Origin of the sequence: Fictibacillus phosphorivorans (genome assembly GCF_001629705.1) — a bacterium.
Lineage (GTDB): Bacteria > Bacillota > Bacilli > Bacillales > Fictibacillaceae > Fictibacillus > Fictibacillus phosphorivorans_A.
In genome coordinates this window covers 3,955,395-3,979,889 of record NZ_CP015378.1, presented here as the reverse complement: position 1 = coordinate 3,979,889, position 24,495 = coordinate 3,955,395, and the positions used below count along the sequence as shown (strand labels likewise).

The 24,495-nt window shown below is 43.7% G+C and carries 25 protein-coding genes; 15 read left to right on the top strand and 10 right to left on the bottom strand.

Annotated elements, in window-relative coordinates; genetic code table 11:
* Positions 1-51 precede the first annotated feature (51 nt).
* A complete protein-coding gene (locus ABE65_RS20210; RefSeq protein WP_066399020.1) occupies positions 52-678 on the top strand; it encodes a thymidine kinase in 627 nt (208 codons plus the stop codon).
* A 301-nt stretch (positions 679-979) separates the two neighbouring features.
* Positions 980-1,450 carry a hypothetical protein gene (locus ABE65_RS20205; RefSeq protein ID WP_066399016.1) on the top strand — a complete coding sequence of 157 codons (471 nt, stop codon included), beginning with the start codon at positions 980-982 and terminating at the stop codon, positions 1,448-1,450.
* A 48-nt stretch (positions 1,451-1,498) separates the two neighbouring features.
* Here ABE65_RS20205 and ABE65_RS20200 read toward each other — a convergent pair whose 3' ends face one another.
* Complete coding sequence (locus ABE65_RS20200; RefSeq protein ID WP_066399013.1) at positions 1,499-2,833, bottom strand: FAD-dependent oxidoreductase; 1,335 nt, start codon at positions 2,831-2,833, stop codon at positions 1,499-1,501.
* Positions 2,834-2,986: 153 nt separating this feature from the next.
* Here ABE65_RS20200 and ABE65_RS20195 point away from each other — a divergent pair, with 153 nt between their 5' ends.
* From ABE65_RS20195 to prmC, 4 genes are all read left to right on the top strand, one after another.
* Complete coding sequence (locus tag ABE65_RS20195; RefSeq protein WP_066399011.1) at positions 2,987-3,313, top strand: hypothetical protein; 327 nt, start codon at positions 2,987-2,989, stop codon at positions 3,311-3,313.
* 42 nt (positions 3,314-3,355) lie between these two features.
* The gene (locus ABE65_RS20190) at positions 3,356-4,000 is read left to right on the top strand and encodes an MOSC domain-containing protein (protein WP_066399008.1); all 645 of its coding nucleotides are present in this window, start codon (positions 3,356-3,358) and stop codon (positions 3,998-4,000) included.
* 145 nt (positions 4,001-4,145) lie between these two features.
* Positions 4,146-5,219 (top strand): peptide chain release factor 1, encoded by a 1,074-nt coding sequence (gene prfA / locus ABE65_RS20185; RefSeq protein WP_066399006.1) that lies wholly within the window; start codon positions 4,146-4,148, stop codon positions 5,217-5,219.
* 1 nt (position 5,220) lies between these two features.
* A complete protein-coding gene (gene prmC / locus ABE65_RS20180; RefSeq protein ID WP_066399004.1) occupies positions 5,221-6,087 on the top strand; it encodes a peptide chain release factor N(5)-glutamine methyltransferase in 867 nt (288 codons plus the stop codon).
* Between the two features lie 146 nt (positions 6,088-6,233).
* On the opposite strand, the gene rbsB is transcribed toward prmC, so the two are convergent.
* From rbsB to ABE65_RS20150, 6 genes are read right to left on the bottom strand one after another with little or no spacing between them, the layout of a single operon-like run.
* A complete protein-coding gene (gene rbsB, locus ABE65_RS20175; RefSeq protein WP_066399003.1) occupies positions 6,234-7,154 on the bottom strand; it encodes a ribose ABC transporter substrate-binding protein RbsB in 921 nt (306 codons plus the stop codon).
* 12 nt (positions 7,155-7,166) lie between these two features.
* Complete coding sequence (rbsC, locus tag ABE65_RS20170; RefSeq protein WP_066399001.1) at positions 7,167-8,123, bottom strand: ribose ABC transporter permease RbsC; 957 nt, start codon at positions 8,121-8,123, stop codon at positions 7,167-7,169.
* Between the two features lies 1 nt (position 8,124).
* Complete coding sequence (locus ABE65_RS20165) at positions 8,125-9,606, bottom strand: sugar ABC transporter ATP-binding protein (protein WP_066398999.1); 1,482 nt, start codon at positions 9,604-9,606, stop codon at positions 8,125-8,127.
* 15 nt (positions 9,607-9,621) lie between these two features.
* On the bottom strand, positions 9,622-10,017 hold the full coding sequence (gene rbsD / locus ABE65_RS20160) for a D-ribose pyranase (protein ID WP_066398997.1): 396 nt from the start codon (positions 10,015-10,017) through the stop codon (positions 9,622-9,624).
* A complete protein-coding gene (rbsK, locus tag ABE65_RS20155; RefSeq protein ID WP_066398995.1) occupies positions 10,014-10,892 on the bottom strand; it encodes a ribokinase in 879 nt (292 codons plus the stop codon). The genes rbsD and rbsK overlap by 4 nt, the downstream gene beginning before the upstream one ends.
* A complete protein-coding gene (locus ABE65_RS20150) occupies positions 10,885-11,874 on the bottom strand; it encodes a LacI family DNA-binding transcriptional regulator (RefSeq protein WP_066398992.1) in 990 nt (329 codons plus the stop codon). The genes rbsK and ABE65_RS20150 overlap by 8 nt, the downstream gene beginning before the upstream one ends.
* A gap of 399 nt (positions 11,875-12,273) precedes the next feature.
* On the opposite strand from ABE65_RS20150, the gene spoIIR reads away from it, so the two are divergent.
* The 3 genes from spoIIR to ABE65_RS20135 all read left to right on the top strand — a co-directional run bounded on the left by spoIIR (position 12,274) and on the right by ABE65_RS20135 (position 14,721).
* Positions 12,274-12,948: a stage II sporulation protein R gene (spoIIR, locus tag ABE65_RS20145; protein WP_066398989.1), complete on the top strand. Its 675-nt coding sequence runs from the start codon at positions 12,274-12,276 to the stop codon at positions 12,946-12,948.
* Positions 12,949-13,104: 156 nt separating this feature from the next.
* The gene (locus ABE65_RS20140) at positions 13,105-13,542 is read left to right on the top strand and encodes a GNAT family N-acetyltransferase (protein WP_066398985.1); all 438 of its coding nucleotides are present in this window, start codon (positions 13,105-13,107) and stop codon (positions 13,540-13,542) included.
* Positions 13,543-13,665: 123 nt separating this feature from the next.
* A complete protein-coding gene (locus ABE65_RS20135) occupies positions 13,666-14,721 on the top strand; it encodes an L-threonylcarbamoyladenylate synthase (RefSeq protein WP_066398982.1) in 1,056 nt (351 codons plus the stop codon).
* A 273-nt stretch (positions 14,722-14,994) separates the two neighbouring features.
* Here ABE65_RS20135 and ABE65_RS20130 read toward each other — a convergent pair whose 3' ends face one another.
* The gene (locus ABE65_RS20130) at positions 14,995-17,214 is read right to left on the bottom strand and encodes a PAS domain S-box protein (RefSeq protein ID WP_066398980.1); all 2,220 of its coding nucleotides are present in this window, start codon (positions 17,212-17,214) and stop codon (positions 14,995-14,997) included.
* 196 nt (positions 17,215-17,410) lie between these two features.
* Between ABE65_RS20130 and ABE65_RS20125 the strand changes: the two genes are divergently transcribed.
* From ABE65_RS20125 to ABE65_RS20105, 4 genes are all read left to right on the top strand, one after another.
* Positions 17,411-17,953: a manganese efflux pump MntP gene (locus ABE65_RS20125; protein ID WP_066400445.1), complete on the top strand. Its 543-nt coding sequence runs from the start codon at positions 17,411-17,413 to the stop codon at positions 17,951-17,953.
* 305 nt (positions 17,954-18,258) lie between these two features.
* Positions 18,259-18,867 (top strand): low molecular weight protein arginine phosphatase, encoded by a 609-nt coding sequence (locus ABE65_RS20115; RefSeq protein WP_066398977.1) that lies wholly within the window; start codon positions 18,259-18,261, stop codon positions 18,865-18,867.
* 108 nt (positions 18,868-18,975) lie between these two features.
* Positions 18,976-19,416: a ribose 5-phosphate isomerase B gene (rpiB, locus tag ABE65_RS20110; RefSeq protein WP_066398975.1), complete on the top strand. Its 441-nt coding sequence runs from the start codon at positions 18,976-18,978 to the stop codon at positions 19,414-19,416.
* Between the two features lie 41 nt (positions 19,417-19,457).
* Positions 19,458-20,030: a TIGR01440 family protein gene (locus ABE65_RS20105; protein ID WP_066398974.1), complete on the top strand. Its 573-nt coding sequence runs from the start codon at positions 19,458-19,460 to the stop codon at positions 20,028-20,030.
* A gap of 272 nt (positions 20,031-20,302) precedes the next feature.
* Here ABE65_RS20105 and ABE65_RS20100 read toward each other — a convergent pair whose 3' ends face one another.
* A complete protein-coding gene (locus tag ABE65_RS20100) occupies positions 20,303-20,770 on the bottom strand; it encodes a GNAT family N-acetyltransferase (protein ID WP_156499224.1) in 468 nt (155 codons plus the stop codon).
* 177 nt (positions 20,771-20,947) lie between these two features.
* Here ABE65_RS20100 and ABE65_RS20095 point away from each other — a divergent pair, with 177 nt between their 5' ends.
* Entirely contained in the window at positions 20,948-22,486 is a 1,539-nt protein-coding gene (locus ABE65_RS20095) for a gluconokinase (protein ID WP_066398970.1), read from the top strand.
* A 16-nt stretch (positions 22,487-22,502) separates the two neighbouring features.
* Here ABE65_RS20095 and ABE65_RS20090 read toward each other — a convergent pair whose 3' ends face one another.
* Positions 22,503-22,958 (bottom strand): hypothetical protein, encoded by a 456-nt coding sequence (locus ABE65_RS20090; RefSeq protein ID WP_066398969.1) that lies wholly within the window; start codon positions 22,956-22,958, stop codon positions 22,503-22,505.
* Between the two features lie 188 nt (positions 22,959-23,146).
* Between ABE65_RS20090 and glyA the strand changes: the two genes are divergently transcribed.
* Positions 23,147-24,382, top strand: coding sequence for a serine hydroxymethyltransferase (glyA, locus tag ABE65_RS20085; RefSeq protein ID WP_066398968.1), 1,236 nt, complete (start codon positions 23,147-23,149; stop codon positions 24,380-24,382).
* The last annotated feature ends 113 nt before the right edge of the window (positions 24,383-24,495 follow it).

The following is a 24,495-nucleotide window of genomic DNA, read 5'->3' as shown; positions in this document are numbered from 1 at the left end:
TACATTTCGTACATACTAAGGAAAAGATTGTTGCGAAAGGGGGAGCAGGCCATGTATGTGATGAATCAAAATGGCTGGATCGAATTGATCTGCGGCAGCATGTTCTCTGGAAAATCAGAAGAACTTATTCGCCGCGTAAGAAGAGCGACGTATGCAAAGCAAAAAGTACAGGTGTTTAAGCCGCTGATCGATAACCGCTATAGCGAAGAATCGGTTGTGTCTCATAACGGAACAGCTGTTATGGCTGAACCAGTCGGACGTTCTGTGGAGATCTTAAAAAATGTATTGCCTGAAACCGAAGTCGTAGCGATCGACGAAGTGCAATTCTTTGATGAAGATATCATCCCAGTTGCTCAAGAGTTAGCAGATCAAGGACTGCGCGTAATAGTAGCAGGGCTCGATCAAGACTTTAAAGGCGAGCCGTTCGGACCCGTTCCAAAAATGATGGCTCTTGCTGAACATGTGACAAAGCTGCAAGCGATCTGCATGGTTTGTGGCTCACCAGCTAGCCGTACACAGCGTTTGATCGATGGCAGACCTGCTTCTTACGATGATCCAGTGATTCTAGTGGGAGCATCCGAGTCATATGAACCGCGCTGTCGCCATTGTCATGAAGTACCAGGAAAGAAAAGAAACCTCCTTTCAAGCGCAGAGGGCTTAGAAGGTCGGTTGAAATAAAGGTTAGATACTATATTGTCCGGGAGCTTCGTGCTCTCGGGCTTTTTTTGACGTCTGTGTGGCGGTGTTAGCATGCAGGTGAAGTCGAAAAATGTCGCGGTGTGTCGACTCGTGGATAAATGGCCAAAACTTGTGGATTGAACGCAGGAATTTATGGATTGAACGCTAAAACTTTTGGATTTAAGCTCCAAATTTGTGGATTCATCGCTACCTTTGGACAATCATCCTCCTAGAAATGGCTATCAACTTAACATAATCACCTCCAAAATAGGAAATCCTAACGATATGGGAGGTGTTTATAGTGAAAAAGGCAATGTATGCGCCGCTTTTAGCACTATTGGTAACAACAGCATGTTCACCTATGCAGTCTTATAAAGAAGAAGGGGCTAAAATTGAGCCTGCCGCTCATGAAGATAAACGGGATATTCGGGATAACCTGTTTGGTCATGGGATTATCAATTACCACCTAACCAAAAACGAACCAAGAACCAACTACAGTTATGACACGAACATGAATCCAAATGATTATCGAACGATGAACACCACGCGATTCGACCTGTCGGATGATCAAGATATGATTCGTCAAGCGGTAATCGATTCATCTGGCATCAACCCGCAGATGGTCACAATAAACGGAAATTATGCGCACATTCACGTGAACGTGCCGCATGATATGTCTAAAAAAGAGAGAGCAGCTACGCATCGTAAAATCATGAACGCCGTAGAAAGAGCTGTTCCGCGATATAACTTCTCACTTAAGATCGATCATTAATATTGTGGGAAATAAAACGGGAAATGGGGTCAGACCCCATTTCCCATATTATTTCCCAAGTCTTCGAGCGGCTTGCTGGATGGGGTCCCATGACCCGTTATACGGAGGAGCGTATGCCAGATCCAAATCTGCCAATTCCTCTACATCCATCTCATGATAAAGGGCCGTTGCGAGCACGTCGATCCTTTTATCTACGCCTTCTTCACCGATGATTTGTGCACCAAGTAGCTTCTCTGTTTCTTTATGGTACGTTAATTTTATTTCTAACTTCTTTGGATCAGGATAATAACCGGCATGACTTCTTGATGTAATCTTGATCTCTGAAAAAGGAATGTTCAACTGTTCTGCTTCTTTGTTCGATAAGCCTGTTTTTCCTAGTGTTAGATCCATGAATTGGATGATGGACGTACCTACAATTCCTCTAAAAGGCTTATTCACACCAACCATGTTTAATCCGGCGATTCGGCCTTGTTTGTTTGCTGTCGTTCCAAGTGGAATATGATCATTCAGCTTTTTAACTCTGTGATAGTGGGTCGCGCAATCACCTGCCGCATACACACCATCCACACTCGTTTCCATCGTTTCATTTACAACGATAACTCCCTGATCGTTGAGTGCCACGTCCGTTTCTTTTAAAAAGCCTGTATTTGGTGACACACCGACCGACACGATTACAAGGTCTGTTGGATAATCTTTTTTAGCTGTTTTCACAAATTGAACGTGATCGTCACCTTTAAAACCGAGCACTTCTTCTTCCAAACAAAGTTCGATACCATGCTTCTCTGCTTCTTCATGAATGAATGGAGCGAAATCATGATCAAAGATATTTCCAAGCTGGTTGCTGCGCTGGATGATACGTACCTTTTTTCCGAGTCTTAGCACGTTCTCGGCCATCTCAAGGCCAATGTATCCTCCTCCGATAATGGTTACGTTTTGAACATTTTTTAACCCGGCCATAAGTTCCTCGGCATCAGGAATCGTCTTTAGTGGGTAGATGCCCTTGAGATGCAATCCTGTCCACTGTTTCGGTATGATCGGACTAACACCGGTAGCCACTAAGAGCTTATCATATGGCACCTCGAACGATTGCCCTGTCTTCGTATGTACACCAGACACTGTTTTAGAACGGGTATCTATATTCTTTACCTCGTGAAACGTACGGGCATCCATGCCATATTTTTCACGGAACGTCTCAATACTGCGAGCGATAAGTTCATCAGTAGAAGGGATGAGCCCGCCTACAACATAAGGAAGTCCGCATTGTCCATAAGAATAGATACCGCCTTTTTCAAGAACCGTGATGTCGGCATCTTTTTCATTTCGAACAATCTGCATCGCGGCACTCATACCAGCCGCATCTCCACCAATAATGCAATATTTCATCTGATCAGCTCCTTACGTCTCTCTAACCATATAGTATTCCCATTGTTCCGAAAAAAGTAACGTTACCTGTATGATGCCACAACTCTCTTCACTTTGACCAACAAGAAGTACAGAGTTAAAACGAACTATGATAGTAGAAAGAGGTGGTGGACTGTGCTAGAGATCAAATCGAACGGAACGGACTGGAACGCACCGGTTCAGCCGATTCATACACTAATAAAAAAACTTGAACAAAAGCCATTGGATCCTGTCTACGAAGGCATGGGCAATTTTATTATTAAATATAAAAATGAAAATCAGACGGACAACCTGCGTTATGTTGGCTGTACGCATTTTCTTGGACATTTTGCGACCATTCCTTATGTGTTTAACGTAATCACGAATGAAAAAGTGGTCATCGAGGAGCTCACGAAAGCGATTCGAATGAACCAAGAGCGTATTGATTATGAGCAGTTGCGCCGCAATATCTTTTCCTATTAATTTCCTTTTGTCCTGTGCTATGCTTTTCGTGAGGTGAGGGGAATGAAGGGGATTATAGCTTCGTTAAACATTAAGCTCCCAGAGAAAGTTGAGACGCTAGATAAAACGTTTTTTACAGCCTACAACAAGACGCCGCAGCAGCAACCTGTTTTTTTACATATAACACACTTTGAAGGCGACGGAGTGGGGAATACGAAGCACCATGGTGGAACAGATAAAGCAGTCTGTGTGTACCCGTTTGAGCATTATGAAAAGTGGACGACTGAACTGAATTTAGAAGTGCCTTTATCTATCCCGGCGTTTGGTGAAAACCTTACTGTTAAAGGTCTCTCGGAAGATGACGTTTGCATCGGTGACGTATTTTCAGTCGGTGAGGCGATCGTACAGATCACACAGCCTCGTCAGCCTTGTCAGACACTAGCTTCTATTCTCTGTCGGCCAGACATGATCAAAAAGGTAGTGGATACGGGGCGGACGGGTTATTACCTGCGTGTTATAAAAGAAGGGTTGGTCTCAGCCGGTGATGAGATGGTGCAGATTGAAAAACATCCTGCGCGTATCTCTGTAACAGAAACCAATCAGATCAAGTATGGGTTTGTAAAAGATGCTGAAAAAGTTCAAAGATTGATCGACGTGAAAGAATTAGCAGAATCGATGAGAGACTCGCTGCAAAAACGCAAAATGTAAATATCGTCTTTGAGTTTCATAAAGGCTCTCCTTTTAAGAAAAGGGCGGCCTTTTTTATTGATTTCGTTCCTTTTTGCTTTTGACTGTAACACCTGTAATAGTCTATAATTATAATGTTATGCATATAAAACAGAGGTGAAAAACCATGTTAGAACGTTTAGAGACGATTGAAGCAAGATATGACAAGTTAAATGAATTACTCAGTGATCCTGAGGTTATAAATGATACGAACAAGCTGCGCGACTATTCAAAAGAGCAATCTTCCCTTCAAGATACGGTAGCGGTTTACCGTGAGTATAAAGAAGCGAAAGAGCAATTAGATGAAGCAAAATTAATGCTTGAAGATAAGCTTGATGCTGAGATGACTGCGATGGTAAAAGAAGAGATCTCAGGGCTTAACCAACAGATCGAAGAATTTACGGCTCAGTTAAAGATTCTATTGCTTCCAAAAGATCCGAACGACGACAAGAACGTTATCGTTGAGGTTCGTGGTGCAGCAGGTGGAGACGAGGCGGCACTTTTCGCTGGCGACCTTTACCGTATGTACACGCGTTATGCAGAGATGCAAGGATGGAAGTCTGAAGTAATCGAAGCTTCTTACACAGAGCTTGGCGGATACAAAGAGATCATCTTTATGATCAATGGTGCTGGTGCTTATTCGAAGCTAAAATATGAAAACGGCGCACACCGTGTTCAGCGTGTTCCTTCAACAGAATCAGGCGGACGTATTCATACGTCCACAGCGACGGTTGCTGTACTTCCAGAGGCTGAAGAGGTTGAAGTTGAGATTCATGAAAAAGACGTTCGTGTTGATACGTTTACATCTTCTGGTCCTGGGGGTCAGTCGGTAAACACGACTCAATCAGCGGTTCGTTTAACGCATGTTCCTACAGGTACGGTTGTATCGTGTCAGGATGAGAAGTCACAGATCAAGAACAAAGAAAAAGCGATGAAGGTTCTTCGTGCGCGTGTTTATGATAAGATTCAGCGAGAAATACAAAAAGAGTACGATGAAACACGTAAGAGTGCGGTTGGTTCAGGTGACCGTTCAGAGCGTATTCGTACGTACAATTTCCCACAAAACCGTGTTACCGATCACCGTATAGGTCTAACGATTCAAAAGCTTGATCAGATCCTTCTTGGTAAGATGGATGAGTTCGTTGAAGCATTGATTACAGAAGACCAAACAAGCAAAATGAAAGCTCAGGCGGACGCGTAAAATGAGTACAAAAGTTCATGAAGCCCTCGCGTGGGCTTCTTCTTTTTTAGCTGAAAACGGACGCGAAAGCTTTGCGGCAGAAATTTTGATGAGACATGTTTTAGGGGATGTGAATCGAACAGAGATGCTCATGCGCCTACATGATGTGATGAGTGAAGAGAACGAGTTGCAACTCAAAGCGGCAGTTGCTCGCCACGTTGAAGGAGAGCCTGTTCAGTATATTACCGGACAAGAAGAATTTTACGGTCGAACGTTTTCGGTAAACGAAGAAGTCTTAATCCCAAGACCGGAAACAGAAGAGTTGGTCGAGCACACACTAACGCTTATCTCAGAACATTTTAGTGACGATGAGACTGTTGAGGTTGCAGATATTGGAACAGGTAGCGGAGCCATTTCGATCTCGTTGGCATTGGAAAACAATCGACTGAACGTATACACGGTTGATATTGCAGAGGAATCGATTGAGGTAGCGAAAGGAAACGCCGATCAACTTGGAGCAGAGGTTACATTCCTGCACGGTGACCTTTTACAGCCTTTTATTAGTAGAGGGAAGAAACTTGATGTAGTCGTATCCAATCCGCCGTACATCCCTGATCATAAGATCGCGGTCCTTGAGACGATCGTAAAAGATAGAGAACCGATGAGGGCATTAAGCGGTGGGGAAGACGGCTATGTGTTCTATCGGCGTTTTATGGAAGAATTGCCGCTCGTTTTGAAAGAAAAAGCGATCGTAGGCTTTGAAGTAGGAGCGGGTCAGGGCGAGACGGTAGCGGGCATGCTTCGTGTCACGTTCCCTGGTGCGGATGTGTATGTGAAGGAAGACATCAGCGGCAAGGACCGCATGGTGTTTGCCATCCTCGGGAAATAAAGTGGGAAATGGGGTCTGACCCCGGGTCAGACCCCAAACAATTTACACACAATTCAAAGGCCGACTGGGTGCAAGCGTGTAACGCTTAGACCCAGTCGGCCTTTTCTAACTTCATAACATTCTGCTCTTCATTCTAATTTGTTCAACTACTCTTCTTTCACCATTAACTTGAGTGGTGCAGCAATCTTCTCTTCTACTTTCTTTCCTGCTAGTACGTCGGATGCTGCTTTCACTGCAAGTTCACCGATCAAGTCAGGCTGCTGTGCGACGGTTGCAGCGAGCTTTCCTTCTTTTACAGCATTGATCGCGTCTTCGTTACCATCGAATCCAACGACTAACACATCTCGACCAGAGCTGTTGATCGCTTGAAGTGCGCCTAGCGCCATCTCATCGTTATGCGCGAATACAGCTTTGATGTCTGGATTTCCTTGAAGGACGTTTTCCATGACGTTCAAGCCTTTTGTTCGGTCGAAATCAGCCGTTTGTTTCGCTACAACGTCTAATTTTTCATCAGCAACATTGTGGAATCCTTTCCCACGCTCGCGTGTTGCCGATGCTCCAGGAACACCTTCTAACTCAGCCACTTTCGCACCCTCACCGAGCTTTTCTGCGATAAAGTCACCAGCCATCTGGCCACCTTTTACATTATCAGAGGCAACAAGCGTCGCTACATCTCCCTTATCTGTTGAGCGGTCCAATGTGACAACCGGAACTTCAAGGTTGTTCGCAGATTGAACAGCGGTTGAAATCGCTGCTGAATCAGTTGGGTTGATCAACAGAGCGTCAATGCCTTGCTGCAGAAGATCTTCTACATCGTTTACTTGTTTCGCAGAGTCATTCTGTGCATCGACGACAATCACTTCAGCACCTTGTTTTTTCGCTTCATCGATCACGCCGTTTTTCATCGATACGAAGAAGGGATTGTTAAGCGTTGAAACGGATAAACCAATTTTAATTTTTTCTCCGTCACCTTTTTTACCCGGTTTTGCCCATGAAGGGGACTCTAATGAACAGGCACCCAATAAGAAAACAGATAAAGACATGATGAGTAATAAAGCTTTTTTCATTTAGAAACCCTCCTACGCTGCTTTTTTACGGTCGATCAATACTGCGATTAGGATTACGATCCCTTTTACGACCATTTGGAAGAATGATGATACACCTAACAAGTTCAAACCGTTGTTCAACGTTCCGATGATCAATGCACCGATCAGCGTCCCGACAATCAGTCCGCGGCCACCAGATAAGCTTGTTCCACCTAGAACAACAGCTGCGATCGCATCCAGTTCATACGATGTGCCAGCAGTCGGTTGAGCAGAGTTCAGACGTGAAGTGAGAATCGCCCCAGCTAATGCTGCTAATAGCCCTGCTAGTGAATAGATCATAACTTTTACTTTTGTCACTTTGATTCCAGAGATGATCGCGGCTTTCTCGTTTCCGCCGATCGCATACGTTTTTCTCCCGAACGGTGTTTTATGAAGGATCACCCAAAATGCTGCAAATGCAAGCATCATCGTGATCGCTGGAACAGGAATTCCTAAGAAATAACCTCGTCCAAAAAGTTGGAACATATAACTTTCGCCAAGACCAGTAATCGGATTACCATCTGTATACACTAACGTCAATCCACGGAAAATCGTCATTGTTGCGAGTGTAGCGATAAAAGGAGCCATTTTTCCTTTTGTGATCAATAGGCCGTTGATCGCACCCATTGCAGCACCTAGCAAACATCCGATCAAGATCGCTAACATCGGATCGACGCCAGATACGATCATCCCCGCCATCAGTGCACTCGATAATGCGAGAATGGCACCAACAGATAAGTCGATTCCACCCGTTAGAATTACGAATGTCATACCAAAGGCGATTAATGCGTTAATTGCGACTTGTCGCAGCAAGTTTAATAAGTTCAGTGGTTCTAGAAAACTAGGGTTTAGGATGGATACGATGGTTACGAGAATCATCAGTCCTAATAGAGGTCCAAGTTTCTGCATCAAATTTTCTACATGATTTACTTTAGCCGGTGACGTTTTCATTTTATTGTCCTCCCGTTGCATATGTCATAATTCTTTCTTGAGTTGCTTCGCTCTTCGTGAGCTCACCGCTGATCTGTCCTTCGTGAACGACAAGAATACGATCGCTCATGCCAAGAACTTCTGGAAGTTCTGACGAGACCATAATAATCGCTACACCACGATCGGTAAGTTCGTTCATCAACTGATAGATCTCACGCTTCGCACCAACGTCAACGCCTCTAGTTGGCTCATCCAAGATCAATACTTTTGGTCCGATGCCAACCCATTTTGCGATTACCACTTTTTGCTGGTTACCTCCTGAAAGGTTCTTGGCGTTCGTTTCGCTCGATTCAGTCTTGATCTGCAAACGTTTGATGAGCATATCAACAAAGTCAGTTTCTGTTTTATAGTCGATCACGCCGTTTTTTGAAAAACTACGTAAGTTCGGCAGCGCCATGTTTTCACGTATTGAAAAATCAAGCACCAAGCCTTCGTTCTTTCTATCTTCTGTAATAAAACCGATCCCGCGTTTAACCGCTTCGTATGGGTTTTTAATAGAAACCTTCTGACCGCCAATCCATATTTCGCCAGCATCAAGTTGGTCGAGACCGAATAATGCACGCATAATCTCCGTACGACCTGCACCCATCAGGCCGGAAACGCCAACGATCTCACCGGATCTTACTGAGAAATCAATATTTTCAAAGATTCCATTTCTCGTCGCGTTCTTTACTTCTAAGACAACATCACCCGTTTGCGGATTTCGCTCTGGAAAACGGTCTGTAAGCTCACGGCCAACCATCTTACGTACAACTTCATCAAAGCTAGTCTCAGCAATGGCTTGAGTATCAACTGTTCTACCATCCCTCATGACCGTAATTCGGTCACAGATCGCAAAGATCTCTTCCATGCGATGTGAGATGTAAACGATCGACACACCTTCTTTTCGAAGAGCGTTGATCACATCGAACAATTTTTCAATCTCGCGCTCTGTAAGGGCAGCGGTCGGCTCGTCCATGATGATGACTTTGGCGTTTGTCATAAGCGCCTTCGCGATCTCGATCATCTGTTGTTGACCAACTGAACAGAGTCCTGCCTCTTTTTCAAGTGGGATGGTAACCGCTAGCTTTTCAAACTGTTTTTTTGCCAGCGCTTTCATTTCTTTTGTTCTTAAAAGACCGAACGGCGACCGCAGCTCTTTTCCGATAAAAAGATTATCGAGAACGGTCATGTCAGGCCAAACGTTCAATTCTTGGTGGATGAACGCGACTCCGTGCTTCTCAGCTTCTTTCGGGTTATCAAAGTAACGCTCTTGTCCATCGATCTGAATGGTTCCTGAATCTTTCTTATGAAGACCAGTTAAGATGTTCATCAATGTTGATTTTCCAGCACCGTTCTCACCCATTAGGGCATGAACTTCGCCAGGTTGAAGGTCAAAGTCAACACCGGATAAGACTTGATTGGCACCAAACGCTTTATATATGTCGTTCATTTGAATGTGCAACACGATCACCTCTTTTTAGAAGATTACACCTGCTTGCAGGATACAATTGGCATACGGTGTCACTTCACCCGTACGAATGACCACTTTTGCCTGCTTGGTTAATTGTTTGAACGCTTCATGAGAAACGAATTTTTGTTCTGATTCAGAAAAAGTCTCGTTCATAAACGTTAACGTTTCTTCGTTTTTCTCTTTGATCTCACTCGCGAGTATCACTTGTTCCACGACCATATCCTCTGAAACAGCAGAAACAACATCTTTAAAGCTCGGTACGCCGAGCGTGAGTGCCAGATCAATTCGCGGAACATCGCTCGGGATCGGAAGACCAGCATCCGCGATCACGATAAGGTCTGTGTGGCCAAGGTCACTTAATACTTTAGAAATATGACTGTTTAAGATGCCATGTCGTTTCATAGAGATGCCTCCACTTCTGATCGGTTCGGCATACCGCCTTGCGCACCGAACTTTGTAACGGATAGGGAAGCGGCTCGATTGGCGAACTGCAAGCTTTCAGTGATGCTTTTTCCTTCGGCTAAAGCAACGGCTAATGCCGCATTGAACGTATCTCCAGCACCGGTTGTATCTGTTACTTCTACTGTGTACGAGGGAACGGTGATCTCTTTTTCGCCATTAAAATAGCGAGCGCCTGCTTTTCCTTCTGTAATGAACACTTTGTTCGGATACTGTTTTAGGGCTGACTCAATTGCTAGACCATCGAAAAGAACGGCCGCTTCATGTTCGTTAGGTGTAATATAACTAGCGTTCTCGATCACATTCTTAGAGAGTGGGCGAGCAGGTGCTGGATTCAATAACAACGGAACATTAAGCTCCTTGCAAAGCTCACTTACATATTCAACCGTTTCTTCGGGAATCTCTTGCTGAATGAGTACCATATTCGCTTGTTTGATGAGAGATTTTGATTTCTTCACATAATCAGGTGTGACATGATCATTCGCACCTTTAACGACGACGATGCTGTTATCACCTTCAGCTAAAATAATATGAGCTGTACCGCTCTCTGTATCTGTAACCGGTTCCACATTCGTTACATCAACACCGTTTTGTTTAAAGTTCTTTAGAATCGCTGCTCCATAATGGTCGTCACCTACACATCCGATCATGTAAACCTCTGCACCAAGACGGGCAGCTGCGACTGCTTGATTCGCTCCTTTTCCTCCGGGTACGGTTTTAAATGAACGTCCTAAGACAGTTTCTCCTGCTCCTGGACGTTGATCAGATGTAACGACGAGATCCATCGAAGAACTTCCGATGACTACAATTTTAACCATTTTCATCAACCTTTCTTGTTGTGTTTCGATCTATAAATGTAACAGGCAGTTGAACTTGCTGTTGATGGATTATTTCTTGATTGATGATTTTTACAAGCAGCTGTGCCGCTTCTTTTCCCATCTCATAAGCCGGCTGACGGATGGTAGAAAGGGAAGGGAACAACAAACTGCTCTGCGGTATATCATCAAACCCGATGATTTGAAGTTCTTCCGGAATGGATTTTCCGAGACGTAGGGCTTCATGTAAGACGGCTGTAGCCACAATATCATTGCTCGCTATCACACCATCCGTATCAGGATACGTTGTAAAAAGTTCTTTCGCCCATTTCTCTGCATCTTCAAAGGCAAAAGAAGTCGTCGACATCACATGAAAATCAATGTTCGATTGACTTAACACTTCTAACGCGCCTTGAAAACGATCTTGAGCTGGTTGGATATGCGTGGGACCTTTCAAAATCGTGATTCGCTTGCTGCCCCTTTTCACGATCTCTTCTGCAGCTATTCTGCCACCTTCTTTTCCATCTGCATAGACCGATGGATAATCAGTCGATGTTCGGTCTAAGAAGACTACAGGGATCGATAGATTTTGATAATTGTTCTTTGTTTTATTATTCGTAGCCGAGATGATGCCGACCACATTGTTTTGAATAAACGTGTTTAAATAATCGAGCTCTTTTTCAGCATTCTCATCACTGTTTCCAAAAAGAATTCGATAACCGCCTTTTTGCATCTCATCTTCTACACCTCTAGCTAGCTGTGGAAAAAATGGGTTAGTAATGTCTGGCAGCAACAAGCCGACCAGTTTTGATTTCTTTTTATAGAGAGAACGGGCGACTTCATTTGGGCTGTACTTCAGTTCAGCAACGGCAGCCATCACTTTTTTGCGCGTATCTTCATGCACGTATCCATTCGCATTCAAAACGCGAGACACTGTCGCGACCGATACACCTGATTTCTTTGCCACATCACGAATCGTAACCAAATCTCCGCCTCCTCAAAAACATATATGTAACCGTTTACACATTTAAGTTAACAGAAATAGAAGCAGTATGCAAGTTGGTAAATTTTTCTCTGATGATGCGGGTTGATTTCCGCTCCAGGTTGCTCGCTTTCCGCGGGGCAGGCGGTGAGCCACTTGCCGCTTTGCGCCATTAAGTGTCTCACCTGACCGCTTGTCCCGCAGGAGTCGGCAACCTTCCGCTCCAATCAACTTGTCAAAGACGAAAAAATAATTCAAAAGCTAACATCTATTTCAATTAATTACATAGTAAGGAGGTTTTCTTTTGTCGAATCGAATAGAACGAAATTTACTAGATTACTAGTATGAAAAAATCTCACCGTGTCCAAACTGTGGTTAGATACGACGGGGGAGGAAAAAACAATGAAAAAGCGCAATCATTTCTTTATTCTAGTTCTTATCTCTTTAGCGGTGATGTTCTTATTTTTTGAAACACAAACTAAGGTGGCGAACGCAACTATGAACGCCTCTGTTAAAATACCGGATGAGTCGATCAGGCTCCGCATTCTAGCAAACAGCAATACGGATGCTGATCAAAAGTTGAAGCGTGAGATCCGTGATGAAGTGAATGCCCAGATCACAACTTGGGTGGGTGAGTTATCATCCATTTCTGAAGCACGTGAGATTATTCGTAAACAGCTGCCAGCGATTGAGAAGATCGTTCAACATAAGTTGGATGAAGCTGGGCTTGAGAAGACGTTTTCTGTAGAGTTAAACAAAGTGGCTTTCCCTACTAAAATGTACGGCGACTACATCTATCCTGCTGGTCAATATGAAGCGGTTCTGATCACACTTGGTGAAGGGGAAGGGAAGAACTGGTGGTGTGTACTTTTTCCTCCATTATGCTTTCTAGACTTTGAAAATGGCGATGCTGTAAAAGAAAACAAAGATGGCAAAGGCGATGTGGTGGATACGGCTTCTAATGTAGGGGCAGATCAAGCAGATCAAGCAGATGAACCTGAGGAAATTGAGACGAAATTCTTTGTGGTAGAACTGTTTGATAGCCTGTTTAGCTTTGTAGGATCCTTATTCTCGTAAAATGTGCATATTTTCCTCCCTATTTTCATAGATTATAAAAAATGAAGAAGGTAACCAAATGTGGTTAGCCTTCTTTTTTTAAAAAAAGTTTCGGATGAAATGATGAAAAACAGCCGATTGAAGGCTGAAATTATATAGGAATAGGGGAGTTATGTGATGACGATAATCTTAAGACAGGCTATGCAGCATGAAGCCAAAGATCTGTTACAACTCGTCGGAAAAGCTGGACTTCAGTCTGAAGGAATCAAAGACAGCATCGAAAATTATTTAGTAGTGGTGAACGACCAAGGTGAGACAATCGGTACGGTAGGTTTAGAGAGAATCGGAAACGATGGATTGCTGCGATCTTTCGTACTGAAGCAGAAATATTCTTCAGAGACGCTTCTTCTTAAACTCATTGATAAAATTTTGGTATACTCAAAAGATAAAGGAGTCGAAACCCTTTATTTACTTACGAAAGCTGTGCATATGTTCGAACAACTTTCTTTTAAAACGATTCCGAAAGATAAAGTGCCTCCACACATAGAGAGCGCAGATCATATAAAAAATAACGCAACATCAGGAGCAGAACTTTTAGCTTATGCACTGGATTAATGAGAGATTGTCAACAAGTTGTCCACAATTTACGACAAATTGTGTATAACTCTGTGGATATAAAAGTTTTGCAATCGACCTTTCCATATAAGGTTGACCTGAGTACTAGAAAGGATTTATCACATGAAATCATTCCAAACGGAACGCTGGGCTGTGGATAAAACAGAAAACACGTTGGAAAATCATCCACATATTATTCAAGCTTCCCTGTGGATAAATAAGAATGAAGTAATAGCCATTCCAACAGAAACGGTCTATGGCTTGGCGGGAAATGCAAGAAGCGATGATGCGATCAAACGCATTTTCGAAGCAAAGGGAAGACCGAGTGATAACCCTCTGATCGTTCATATCTCAGATCTCTCGCAATTAGAAGGTCTTGTTTCTTCTGTTTCAGAGACCGCACAAAAATTAATGAATGCGTTTTGGCCAGGTCCATTGACGATTGTGTTGCCCAAAGGTGAAAACGTCAGTGAAAGAGTGACTGCTGGGTTATCCACAGTTGCGGTAAGGATGCCAGACCATGAGATCGCTCTTGCTGTTATCGCTGCATCAGGTGTGCCACTTGCTGCACCAAGTGCTAACCTTTCTGGAAAACCAAGCCCCACTTCAGCTCAGCACGTTTATGAAGATCTGAAAGGCAGGATTCCTGGCATTGTGGATGGTGGTTCAACAGGTGTTGGCGTAGAATCAACCGTTGTGGAATGTACAGGTGAACTTGTCACGATTTTACGACCTGGCGGCATCACATTAGAAGAGCTAGAAAAGGTAGCGGGAGCAGGGCGAGTTGTAGTTGATCCCGGATTGGAGAACGAAAAGCAAGCGCCGAAATCGCCAGGGATGAAATATACACACTATGCACCTGACGCGCCCTTCGTTCTTGTGGATGGAAGTGTGGAATTTTTACAGAGACTTGTGGATAAAGAACGCGAAGCTGGAAAACGAATCGGTATTTTAACGACAGAGGAAAGAGCACATGTTTATAAAGCGGATTGTGTGATTCCAGCGGGAGATCGTTCTAACCCTGAATCCGTGGCTCAACATCTATACGAAGCTTTGCGAGCGTTTAACGAAGCGGGTGTTGATCAAATATTCGGAGAGGTTTTCCCTAAAACAGGTGTGGGTGTTGCGATTATGAACAGACTTGAAAAATCGGCCGGCGGGAATATCATAAAAGAATAGAATGTTGCTCTGATTTCAATGTTTTTGGTTGAGTCAGGGCTTTTTTATTTTTAAAGAGGGCTGAAATTGGCTGTTTGACCTAGTATGCATTGAAAATTTTAGTAGTGGAAATCGTAATGTTTAATAATTTCACGGTAATCCCTTTTAATTTCACGGTAATTCAAAATATATTCACGGATAGAGCCTATAATTTCACGGATAAAATTATTTAAACGATTTTCGACAAACAACCACTACACTAAGCGTCCACCTAAAAAACAAGCCTGCGTCTACTCAAGACACAGGCTTGTTTTTATCGATCGGAAGCAGGATGGAGAAGGTCGTTCCTTCATCAATCTTGCTGTTGATCAAGATTTTACCATGGTGGTTCTCTACGATTTTGTAACAGATCATGAGGCCGAGGCCGGTACCTTTTTCTTTTGTGGTATAAAAAGGTTCACCCAATGTTGGCAAGCGTTCTTCTGATATTCCGCAGCCATGATCGATGAAAGAAGCAATCACATATCCGCCTTCTTTCTTTAGATGAATATGTACAGAACCGCCTGTTGGCATCGCTTCGATCGCGTTTTTGAGCATATTCACGAACACTTGCTTGATCTGATTATCGACACACCATATTTCTGGCAGATCGTGTTCGCTCTCAAAATAGATCTGAACATTCGTTAGGATCGCCTGTGTATCAAGAATAGAAATCACGTGTCGCAACAGTTGGCGCAGGTCAGTTTGCACAAAGTTCATGGCTTGGGGCTTCGCGAGCAACATGAACTCTCCTACGATGCTGTTGATTCGATCGATCTCTGAGAGCATGATCTCGTAATAATCCTCATTCTCTGATGCTCTTGACTGCAAAAGCTGCAAAAATCCGCGGATCGAGGTGAGCGGATTACGGATCTCGTGCGCTACACCAGCGGCAAGCTGACCGAGAACAGAGAGCTTGTCAGATTTTCTTAGCATCTCTTCGGTCTTTTTTCGTTCAGTCAGATCACGAGCTACAACAACGAAAGAATCAGGTTGATCTGAATCGTTTGCGATAGGGGTCGCGTTTGCTTCAAGGGTCACCCAATGGCCATGTGCATGTTTGCATCGAACTTCAAACTTCACAGGCTTTTGAGTTTGAACCATCTCGTTCATCGCCATTCTTACCTTTGCTCGGTCATCTGAATGGAAGAATCCTTGAATCTTTTTTCCATCATAAAGAGACGGGTCAAAGCCGAGAAGAAGACGGTTTGAAGGGGAGACGTATTTGACGTTTCCTTCAAGGTCAACGACACCTACTAAATCAGTCGTGTTCTCTGCGATGATACGGTACTTTTCTTCGCTTTCTTTTAATGCTTTTTCTTTTAGTTTTTTATCTGTGATATCTCTTGAAATCGCGGATAGTGCCACGACTTCACCGTTCTCGCCATAGATCGGACTTAAGGAAAGGCTTACATTTAACCGTTTGCCAGACTTCGTTAACCGGATCGTCTCGACACCTTTTACATATCCGCCATGCTTGACGATCGTCATGAGCCGATCGGATTCAGCTACCTTATCCTCTGGAACAACGGGTAGAATGTGTGAAGTCATATTAGCAAGATCGTCTTCGGACCATCCGTATATGAATTCAAACGCCGGATTCACTTTTACAGAGAAGTCTGTTAGGTGGACGACTGAGATCGCATCACTAGAATGATAGATAACCGATTCCAGCAGATCCTTTGTTTCCCGGAGTTCTTTTTCGGCTTCTCTTTTTGCGGTTACGTCTTTTGCGATTCCGAAAACACCGAGCACTTTATTGAGAACGATGATCGGAGTAAGGGTGAACATGATCTGACGTGTTTCGCCGTTCTTTTGCTTGATCCGGGTTTCGTACATTTTAGAATTGCCTTCTAAAGCGTCCTTGAACTGATCGATCGCGGCAGCTCTTCTGTCTGGCAGCATGAACGGATTGAACGTCATGTTCAAAAGCTCTTTCTCGCTATAACCGCTCAACGTCGAACACGCTTTGTTGACAGTTGTAAACTTGCCGTCTAGATCTAGTGAAAAAAGAGCATCGATGTTATGGTCCATCAGTGAACGGAAACGCTGTTCACTCTCAGCAAGCTGCGTTTCAACAGACACTCTCTCTGTGAGATCGACACAAAAACCATACACTTCAGAAACGGTACCATCTTTATCATAGATAGGACCGATCGCAGCTAAGAAGGGAATACCGTTCAGTTCCGATTCGTACGTAAGACTTTCCCCGTTCAGCGCTCTTTCGTACATTTCTTTTTTAAAGTCTGCTATTTCTTTAGGGAAGATGTCTTCAATTCTCTTTTGCAAGACGTTTTCCCGTTTAAGGCCAAACAAGTCAAACAGTTCACCTTCGCTCTCGGTCATAATGAGGTTTTCATTATGCTTCATACATCGGAAAGTCATGCTTTTTTGGCGTGATAGGCCAGTAGGGAATGGCGATGATCGCCACATGTCTTGTCCGTTTGCCGTTATGGCCGATGCGTTATGGACCATGCTTGTTCCTCTCCTTTACATACAGATTCACTTCCTTTTATATACGATAAAAATCACATTATCCCTTCCTCTAAAGCGGTAAAGAGTTCCATTTTTTCATTCTTCCAACAGCTTGTATGGTTTTTAGTCTTTTTAAAAGTAGACATGCATAGTCTGAAAGTATGATGGTTAAGGGAGTGGGAAGTATTTGGCAACCATGGGAGAATGGATGACACTATTATTTATGTCAGTCGCGCTAGGTATGGACGCTTTTTCGATCGGCCTAGGTATGGGGATGTTATCGCTTCGCATAAGACAAATTATGAAAATAGGAATGACGATAGGAATCTTTCATATGCTCATGCCACTTGCAGGAATGACGCTCGGCAAACAGATCTCTGTTCATTTCGGCGGTATAGCAGCCATCATCGGTGGAATTCTGCTTGTCATACTGGGTGTAACGATGATTCGGTCTTCGTTCTCAAGTGATGATGAACCGTTCGTACAGCCGATCGGAATTGGGCTATTCGTCTTTGCGCTAAGCGCTTCGTTAGATAGTTTTTCAGTGGGGTTATCACTAGGTATCTATGGAGCAAAAACGTGGCTTACGATTACGATGTTTGGTCTTATGAGCATGGTCTTAACGTGGGCGGGCTTGATCATGGGGAAAAAGGTACAGAAGTGGCTCGGTTCCTATGGTGAAGCGTTCGGCGGCTGCATTCTGCTTGCTTTTGGGGTGAAGATTCTATTTCCGTTCTAAATGCTATCATTGCTGTTATTCTCTGGAGTGTTTCTCCCATTGAGAGGTTGATTGGAGTGGAAGGTGTGAGACTACGGCTAGGACGAGTGGGACAGGTGAGACCCTTAGAGGCGCAAAGCGGCAAGGGGCTCACCGCCCGCCCCGCGGAAAGCGAAGCAACCTGGAACGGAGAGAAACAACTTACAAAACTACTTCGAATACGAAAAACAGGCATTTTTTTATTCACTAATCCGATGATATACTTACTAGTAAGAGCGTTAACCTATAGAAAAATAGGGAAAGATAGAATATGAGGTGAATTCACCATGAATGTTTTATTTATTTGTACAGGCAATACGTGTCGCAGTCCGATGGCGGAGGCCATTTTACGTAAAAAAGGAAAAGGTAAGTTCAACGTTAAATCAGCTGGTGTATTTGCTGGAAACGGTGCCGTGATGAGCTCGAATGCGACACAAGCTCTTTCGGAAAGAAGTATTAAAGAAAGTCATCAGTCACAAGGTGTGTCCGATTATTTGATCGAGTGGGCAGATCTTATCTTAACGATGACCGAAAGCCATAAACATGCGCTCGTCGGGCGATGGCCAGATGCAGTGAATAAGACGTATACATTAAAAGAGTATGTTCTGGACGACGATGAGCAGAAAAAGATTGAAGAAATCTATGAGCTCTATACAGAGATCGAGATGCTGAAGCTTCAATATATGTCAAAGGATTCGGCAGATGAAGAAGTAAGGCAGGCGTTTGAGAGAGAAGTAAGGCCGCTCGTTGAGAGAAGGATGAAGTTAGAGAGTGAGATCCCCTCTCTAGACATTACAGATCCGTTCGGTGGACCGCTTCATCTTTATCAAGAAACTCGAGATGAAATTGAAGTCCTTATTGAAAAATTAATGAAAAAAGACGATAGCAAGAAGTAGTAGGACAAAATGAGGTAAGGCTGTCTGAAATAGCCTGGAAGTGATATTGAACTGGCTATTGGGAGAGCATATAATGAAAAAAAGTATGAGAGAGCAGGTGCACACAACATGAAGGTAGCAATTGGATCAGATCACGCCGGAGTTGAATTACGAAAAGAAATCATTAGCATGATCGAAGAGCTGGGTATGCAAGTCGAAGATGTGGGCTGTGAATGCGATACGTCTGTAGATTATCCAGACTATGCGATTCCTGTAGCAGAAAAAGTAGCCAACGGTGAAGCTGATCGCGGAATCTTAATCTGCGGTACGGGCATTGGAATGAGCATTGCAGCGAACAAAGTTAAAGGAATCCGCTGTGCGCTTGTTCATGATCTATTCAGCGCAAAAGCTACAAGACAGCATAATGACAGCAATGTACTTGCAATGGGTGAACGTGTCATCGGGCCGGGTCTCGCACTCGAAATCGCAAAAGTATGGCTGACGACAGAATATGAAGGCGGACGTCACGGTCGCCGTGTAGATAAAATCTCTCAATATGAAGGCCAATAGCCTAAAGCTATAAACCCATAAAATGAAGGGAAGACCATCTCATGAGCGATGAGCTCCAACAAATTCAAGACCAAGTCCTGAATGTTTTGCAAGATCTGCAAAAGCATGCACAATTAAGACCGTCACAATTATTAGTAGTAGGCGCAAGCACGAGCGAAGTAATTGGTGAACGAATTGGCACTTCAGGCACGATGGATACTGCGGGCGCACTTTACCGAGGTATCGTAGCGTTTCAAGAGGAAACAGGTGTGGCACTTGCCGTGCAATGCTGTGAACACTTGAACCGTGCGCTTGTTATCGAGCGCGAAGAAGCTGAACGACGAGGCTATGAAGAAGTGCGGGTCGTTCCGGCACGATCAGCTGGAGGTGCGTTGGCCACTCACGCCTTCCACCATATGAATGAACCCGTGATCGTTGAATATATAAAAGCCGACGCAGGCATCGACATCGGTGACACCTTTATTGGCATGCACTTGAAGCATGTGGCCGTACCTGTTCGCAGTGAAGTGAAAAAGGTCGGCGCCGCACACGTGACATTAGCGAAGACTCGTCCTAAGCTGATTGGCGGCGAACGCGCGGTGTATCCGAGTAAAGAAGACATACGTTGTTTTTAATTCGTGGTGGGAAGCCCTCTTGGTGAGGGCTTTTTTCTGTAGTGTTGTGATGTGCGGGGCGATGAAGTGAGGCTGTCGTAACGTGTCGAAGATTGTAGACTCGTGGATAAACTGCCAAAACTTTTGGATTCAAAGGCAAAACTCGTGGATAAACCACTCAAACTTGTGGATTCCAAGCCAAAACTCGTGGATTCACCGCCACTTTGTGTGGGATTACGGTTAACAAGCCCCTGTTAAGCGGCTTCTTGGCACTCGCCAAGCTCTCTATCTCTCTAGTTATGTTCAATCTCGTAATGAATCCACTCTGAATTGATGTTTTTTCCGCCCATCTTCTTATAAAGGGCTTGTGCTGAAGTGTTATCACTCGCCGTTTGCCACGTCATATACGCATATCCTTCCTTTTTTGTATATTCAAGAACATGCAGAAACAGTTTCTCCCCCAAACCCGCGCCACGGAATTCAGCATCTACAAAAAGATCGTTCAAAATGGCGATCTTCTGTAATCGAGTCGTACTGAATGAGAAGTAAAGGGTTGCGAATCCGGCTAATCTTCCATCCTCTGACTCAGCAACAAACTGGGTTCCTGCTTCCACCGAAGAGAGCAGATGCTTGATATGATCCTCCAGCGCTGATCCCTCAGGAGATTTTCCTTTGTAAAAATCAACAATGTAACGATACATCAAACCCTTCAACTGTTCTAAATCTTCTATTACGACAGGGCGAATTCTAAAACTAGTCACCGTTATCCATCTCCTCTAATCTGGCTTCCCTAAAAAAGGAACCATTCATTTACATCTATATTAAGTGATTCTTTCTGGTCTGAATAGTATGATGAAAAAGGCGATGTAGAATGACGTGTTGTTTAGGAAGGGCATACTAGAGCTGCTTCCTTTTTTATGTGAAAGGAGAAAGAGATCTTGAGAAATTATGCGATCGGAATAGATATCGGGACAACGAGTACGAAGGTTGTTCTTTTTGATGAAAATGGAGCGGCTGTTGCTCATCATTCGAAAAATTATCCGTTGCTGTCGGAAGAGCCAGGGGCTGCCGAACAGAAGCCGGATGAAATTTATGAAGCAGTGAATGAATCGTTAAGAGAAACGGTGCAAAAAAGTGGAGATCTAGCAGAAAGGATCGGTTTTATTTCTTTTAGCACAGCTATGCATTCATTGATTGCAGTAGATTCAGAAGGTAAGCCGCTAACAAATAGCATCACATGGGCGGATATCCGAAGTGAGCCGTATGTAGCAGCTTATAAATCAGATTACGGTGAAACTGCGGTTGAACTTTATAAACGGACCGGTGTCCCTCTCCATCCGATGACACCACTTTTTAAATTGCAATGGTTAAAAAATGAACGTGCTGATATTTTTCAAAGAGCAGCAAAATTTGTTGGGATTAAAGATTACATAATTTATCGCTGGTTCGGTGAGTGGCAGACGGATCATGCATCGGCTGCTGCAACAGGTCTTTGGAACATGCACACTAAAAAGTGGGATGAAGAAGCGCTAAAACTCGCAGATGTCACACCGGAAAATCTCCCAGACCTTCAGCCAACCACCTATTATTGGGAAGAGCTGTCTGACGTTCTAGCGAAGAAATCAGGTCTGGATTCCTCTGTAAAAGTCGTAATCGGTGCGACGGATGGCCCGTTGTCCAACCTAGGTGTTGGTGCGATATCACCTGGAGATGTGGCAGTAACGATAGGAACGAGCGGTGCGATACGAACCACATCAGCTACACCGATCCTTGATTCAGAGGGTCGCACGTTCTGTTACCCGCTTACGGAGAATCATTGGGTTTCAGGGGGCCCGGTTAACAATGGAGGAATCGCGTTTCAATGGATTCATGATACTTTGCAAAAAGAGGATAATAGTGCGGCATATGAAAAGCTGTCTAAAGATGCCGAACAGATTCAGCCGGGTTCAGAAGGTTTAATATTCCTTCCTTATCTAACCGGAGAACGAGCTCCATTATGGGATGCGCAAGCAAAAGCATCATTTATCGGTCTGACGCTTCGTCATAATCACAATCATATGGTGCGTGCGGTGCTCGAAGGATCGATTCTAAATTTATTGAGTGTTTATTCACTGATCAAGAATCAGATAGGAAAGAGAGAAGTGAAGATCTTTGCAACAGGAGGCTTTACGAACTCGATACTTTGGAAACAGATCTTGGCAGATGTTTTTCAGACAAAAGTGAGCATACCTGAACATACGGAGAGCTCGTGCTTAGGAGCTGTATTGCTCGGCCGATACGCGATCGGTGAAACAAATACGCTAGAAGAAGCGCCTGTTGAGACGAAGCAGTACGAAGAAATTATGCCAAATCCTGATCACCAGACAATCTACGAAGAGCTCTTTCATCTATATCAATCTCTATCTGACACGATGCAAACGCAATATACAGCTCTTCATGATTTTCAAAATAAGCATAAAAAAGAGAGCGGGAAATGATCCCGCTCTTTGTTTTTTATTCAATATATGTCGCGTTGATCAGCGGAAGGCCAGTCTTAGCATCCTTACCTGTCTTAACATTGCCGAATACTGTGACCTTAGATCCTTCTTTAAGACCGCTGCCCATCGTAAAGTTCATCACTTTAAATTTTGTCTCTCCAACTTGGAACTCAAAGCTTCCGCCCATTCCTTTTTCGTTATCTGTAAGGACTTGTCCGGTGGCTTTAATGATTTTTTCTTCGTATGCTTTCGGGTCTGCTTCAAGTGCTTTTGGGTCTAACTGAACCGCTTTCTCTTCCATGTTCTTAATGATCTCAGCTTGTTGACCAGCCAGATCATCCTTTGTGTTTTGATCTTCGTTATCTGTTTTTTCTACTTTTTCCTTTGCCTCAGGCTTTGCTTTTTCCTCGCTGCAGCCAGCCAAAGCTAGTACAAGAATAAGGAGACTCGCTCCAAACCACTTTTTCATCATGTTGTTAACACCCCTTATAAATAGCTCTCTCTCTATTATGTATCATCATACCATGTTCATCCCTTTTAAATAAAATGAATTTTCACACTTGTGCATTTCCTCTTACAACTTATAGTCTTAACGTGTAAGATAGAGGGGTATGTTACAATCATAATCAATTTTTCACATAAGGTAAGGGGGAAGCGAAATTGAACCATTTGAAAACAGCTGATCAAGAAGTCTACCAATCCATCATGGATGAATTGCACCGCCAGCGTACAAAAATCGAATTGATTGCTTCTGAAAACTTTGTAAGTCAAGCCGTAATGGAAGCGCAAGGCTCAGTACTTACGAATAAATATGCAGAAGGCTACCCATCCAAACGCTATTATGGCGGATGTGAACACGTGGATGTAGTTGAAAACCTAGCGAGAGACCGCGCGAAGGAAATCTTCGGTGCTGAACACGCTAATGTTCAACCTCACTCAGGTGCGCAAGCAAACATGGCTGTATACTTTACGATCCTCGAGCAAGGCGACACCGTATTGGGTATGAACCTTTCTCATGGCGGTCACTTAACACACGGAAGTGCCGTTAACTTTTCTGGCATTCAATATAACTTTGTGGAATATGGCGTAGATGCAGAGAAGAATGTTATCGATTATGAAGATGTTCGTCAAAAAGCACTAGAGCACCGTCCAAAGCTGATCGTAGCAGGAGCGAGCGCGTATCCGCGTGCGATTGATTTTGCAAAGTTCCGCGAGATCGCTGACGAAGTTGAAGCTTACCTAATGGTGGATATGGCCCACATTGCAGGTTTAGTTGCAGCAGGCCTACACCAGAATCCAGTTCCTTATGCAGATTTTGTAACAACAACTACACATAAAACACTTCGCGGCCCTCGTGGCGGTATGATTCTTTGTAAAGAAGAGTTCGCGAAAAAAATTGATAAATCGATCTTCCCTGGTATCCAAGGTGGTCCTTTGATGCACGTTATCGCAGCAAAAGCCGTATCCTTTGGGGAAGTATTAACAGATGAGTTCAAGAGCTACGCAGAGCAGATCGTGAAGAACGCGAAACGCTTAGCAGAGTCTTTGAAAAAAGAAGGCATCACTCTTGTTTCTGATGGTACAGACAATCACTTGATTCTGATCAATGTGAGTGAACTTGCGCTAACAGGAAAAGTGGCTGAAAAAGCATTGGATGATATCGGAATCACAGTTAATAAGAACACGATTCCGTTTGATAAAGAAAGTCCGTTCGTAACGAGCGGTATTCGTATTGGAACAGCTGCGGTAACGTCACGTGGTTTTGTTGAAGAAGATATGGACGAGATCGCTTCAATCATGGCGTCGGTGTTAAAGAACATCGAAGACGAATCAGTGTTGAAAGATGCTGAGACACGCGTTGAGAAGCTTGCTGGTAAATATAAGTTGTACGAATAAAATACATTTGATGAAGACCTCTCTGCACACAGCAGAGGGGTTTTTCTGTTTTTTAACATGATTTTGTCCCGTTAGAAATAAGATGAAACTATTGACAGTTATTCTCGTATTGT

What these genes read in the sequence shown, in the direction of transcription:
- ABE65_RS20190 (WP_066399008.1), top strand. Translation starts at nt 3,356, where the DNA reads ATGAAGGGGATTATAGCTTCGTTAAACATTAAGCTCCCAGAGAAAGTT.
- rbsD (WP_066398997.1), bottom strand. Translation starts at nt 10,017, where the DNA reads ATGAAACGACATGGCATCTTAAACAGTCATATTTCTAAAGTATTAAGT.
- ABE65_RS20090 (WP_066398969.1), bottom strand. Translation starts at nt 22,958, where the DNA reads ATGATGAAAAAGTGGTTTGGAGCGAGTCTCCTTATTCTTGTACTAGCT.
- rbsK (WP_066398995.1), bottom strand. Translation starts at nt 10,892, where the DNA reads ATGGTTAAAATTGTAGTCATCGGAAGTTCTTCGATGGATCTCGTCGTT.
- ABE65_RS20115 (WP_066398977.1), top strand. Translation starts at nt 18,259, where the DNA reads ATGAATGTTTTATTTATTTGTACAGGCAATACGTGTCGCAGTCCGATG.
- ABE65_RS20130 (WP_066398980.1), bottom strand. Translation starts at nt 17,214, where the DNA reads ATGGTCCATAACGCATCGGCCATAACGGCAAACGGACAAGACATGTGG.
- ABE65_RS20210 (WP_066399020.1), top strand. Translation starts at nt 52, where the DNA reads ATGTATGTGATGAATCAAAATGGCTGGATCGAATTGATCTGCGGCAGC.
- ABE65_RS20105 (WP_066398974.1), top strand. Translation starts at nt 19,458, where the DNA reads ATGAGCGATGAGCTCCAACAAATTCAAGACCAAGTCCTGAATGTTTTG.
- prfA (WP_066399006.1), top strand. Translation starts at nt 4,146, where the DNA reads ATGTTAGAACGTTTAGAGACGATTGAAGCAAGATATGACAAGTTAAAT.
- rpiB (WP_066398975.1), top strand. Translation starts at nt 18,976, where the DNA reads ATGAAGGTAGCAATTGGATCAGATCACGCCGGAGTTGAATTACGAAAA.
- ABE65_RS20200 (WP_066399013.1), bottom strand. Translation starts at nt 2,833, where the DNA reads ATGAAATATTGCATTATTGGTGGAGATGCGGCTGGTATGAGTGCCGCG.
- rbsC (WP_066399001.1), bottom strand. Translation starts at nt 8,123, where the DNA reads ATGAAAACGTCACCGGCTAAAGTAAATCATGTAGAAAATTTGATGCAG.
- prmC (WP_066399004.1), top strand. Translation starts at nt 5,221, where the DNA reads ATGAGTACAAAAGTTCATGAAGCCCTCGCGTGGGCTTCTTCTTTTTTA.
- ABE65_RS20135 (WP_066398982.1), top strand. Translation starts at nt 13,666, where the DNA reads ATGAAATCATTCCAAACGGAACGCTGGGCTGTGGATAAAACAGAAAAC.
- ABE65_RS20140 (WP_066398985.1), top strand. Translation starts at nt 13,105, where the DNA reads ATGACGATAATCTTAAGACAGGCTATGCAGCATGAAGCCAAAGATCTG.
- ABE65_RS20125 (WP_066400445.1), top strand. Translation starts at nt 17,411, where the DNA reads ATGGGAGAATGGATGACACTATTATTTATGTCAGTCGCGCTAGGTATG.
- spoIIR (WP_066398989.1), top strand. Translation starts at nt 12,274, where the DNA reads ATGAAAAAGCGCAATCATTTCTTTATTCTAGTTCTTATCTCTTTAGCG.
- rbsB (WP_066399003.1), bottom strand. Translation starts at nt 7,154, where the DNA reads ATGAAAAAAGCTTTATTACTCATCATGTCTTTATCTGTTTTCTTATTG.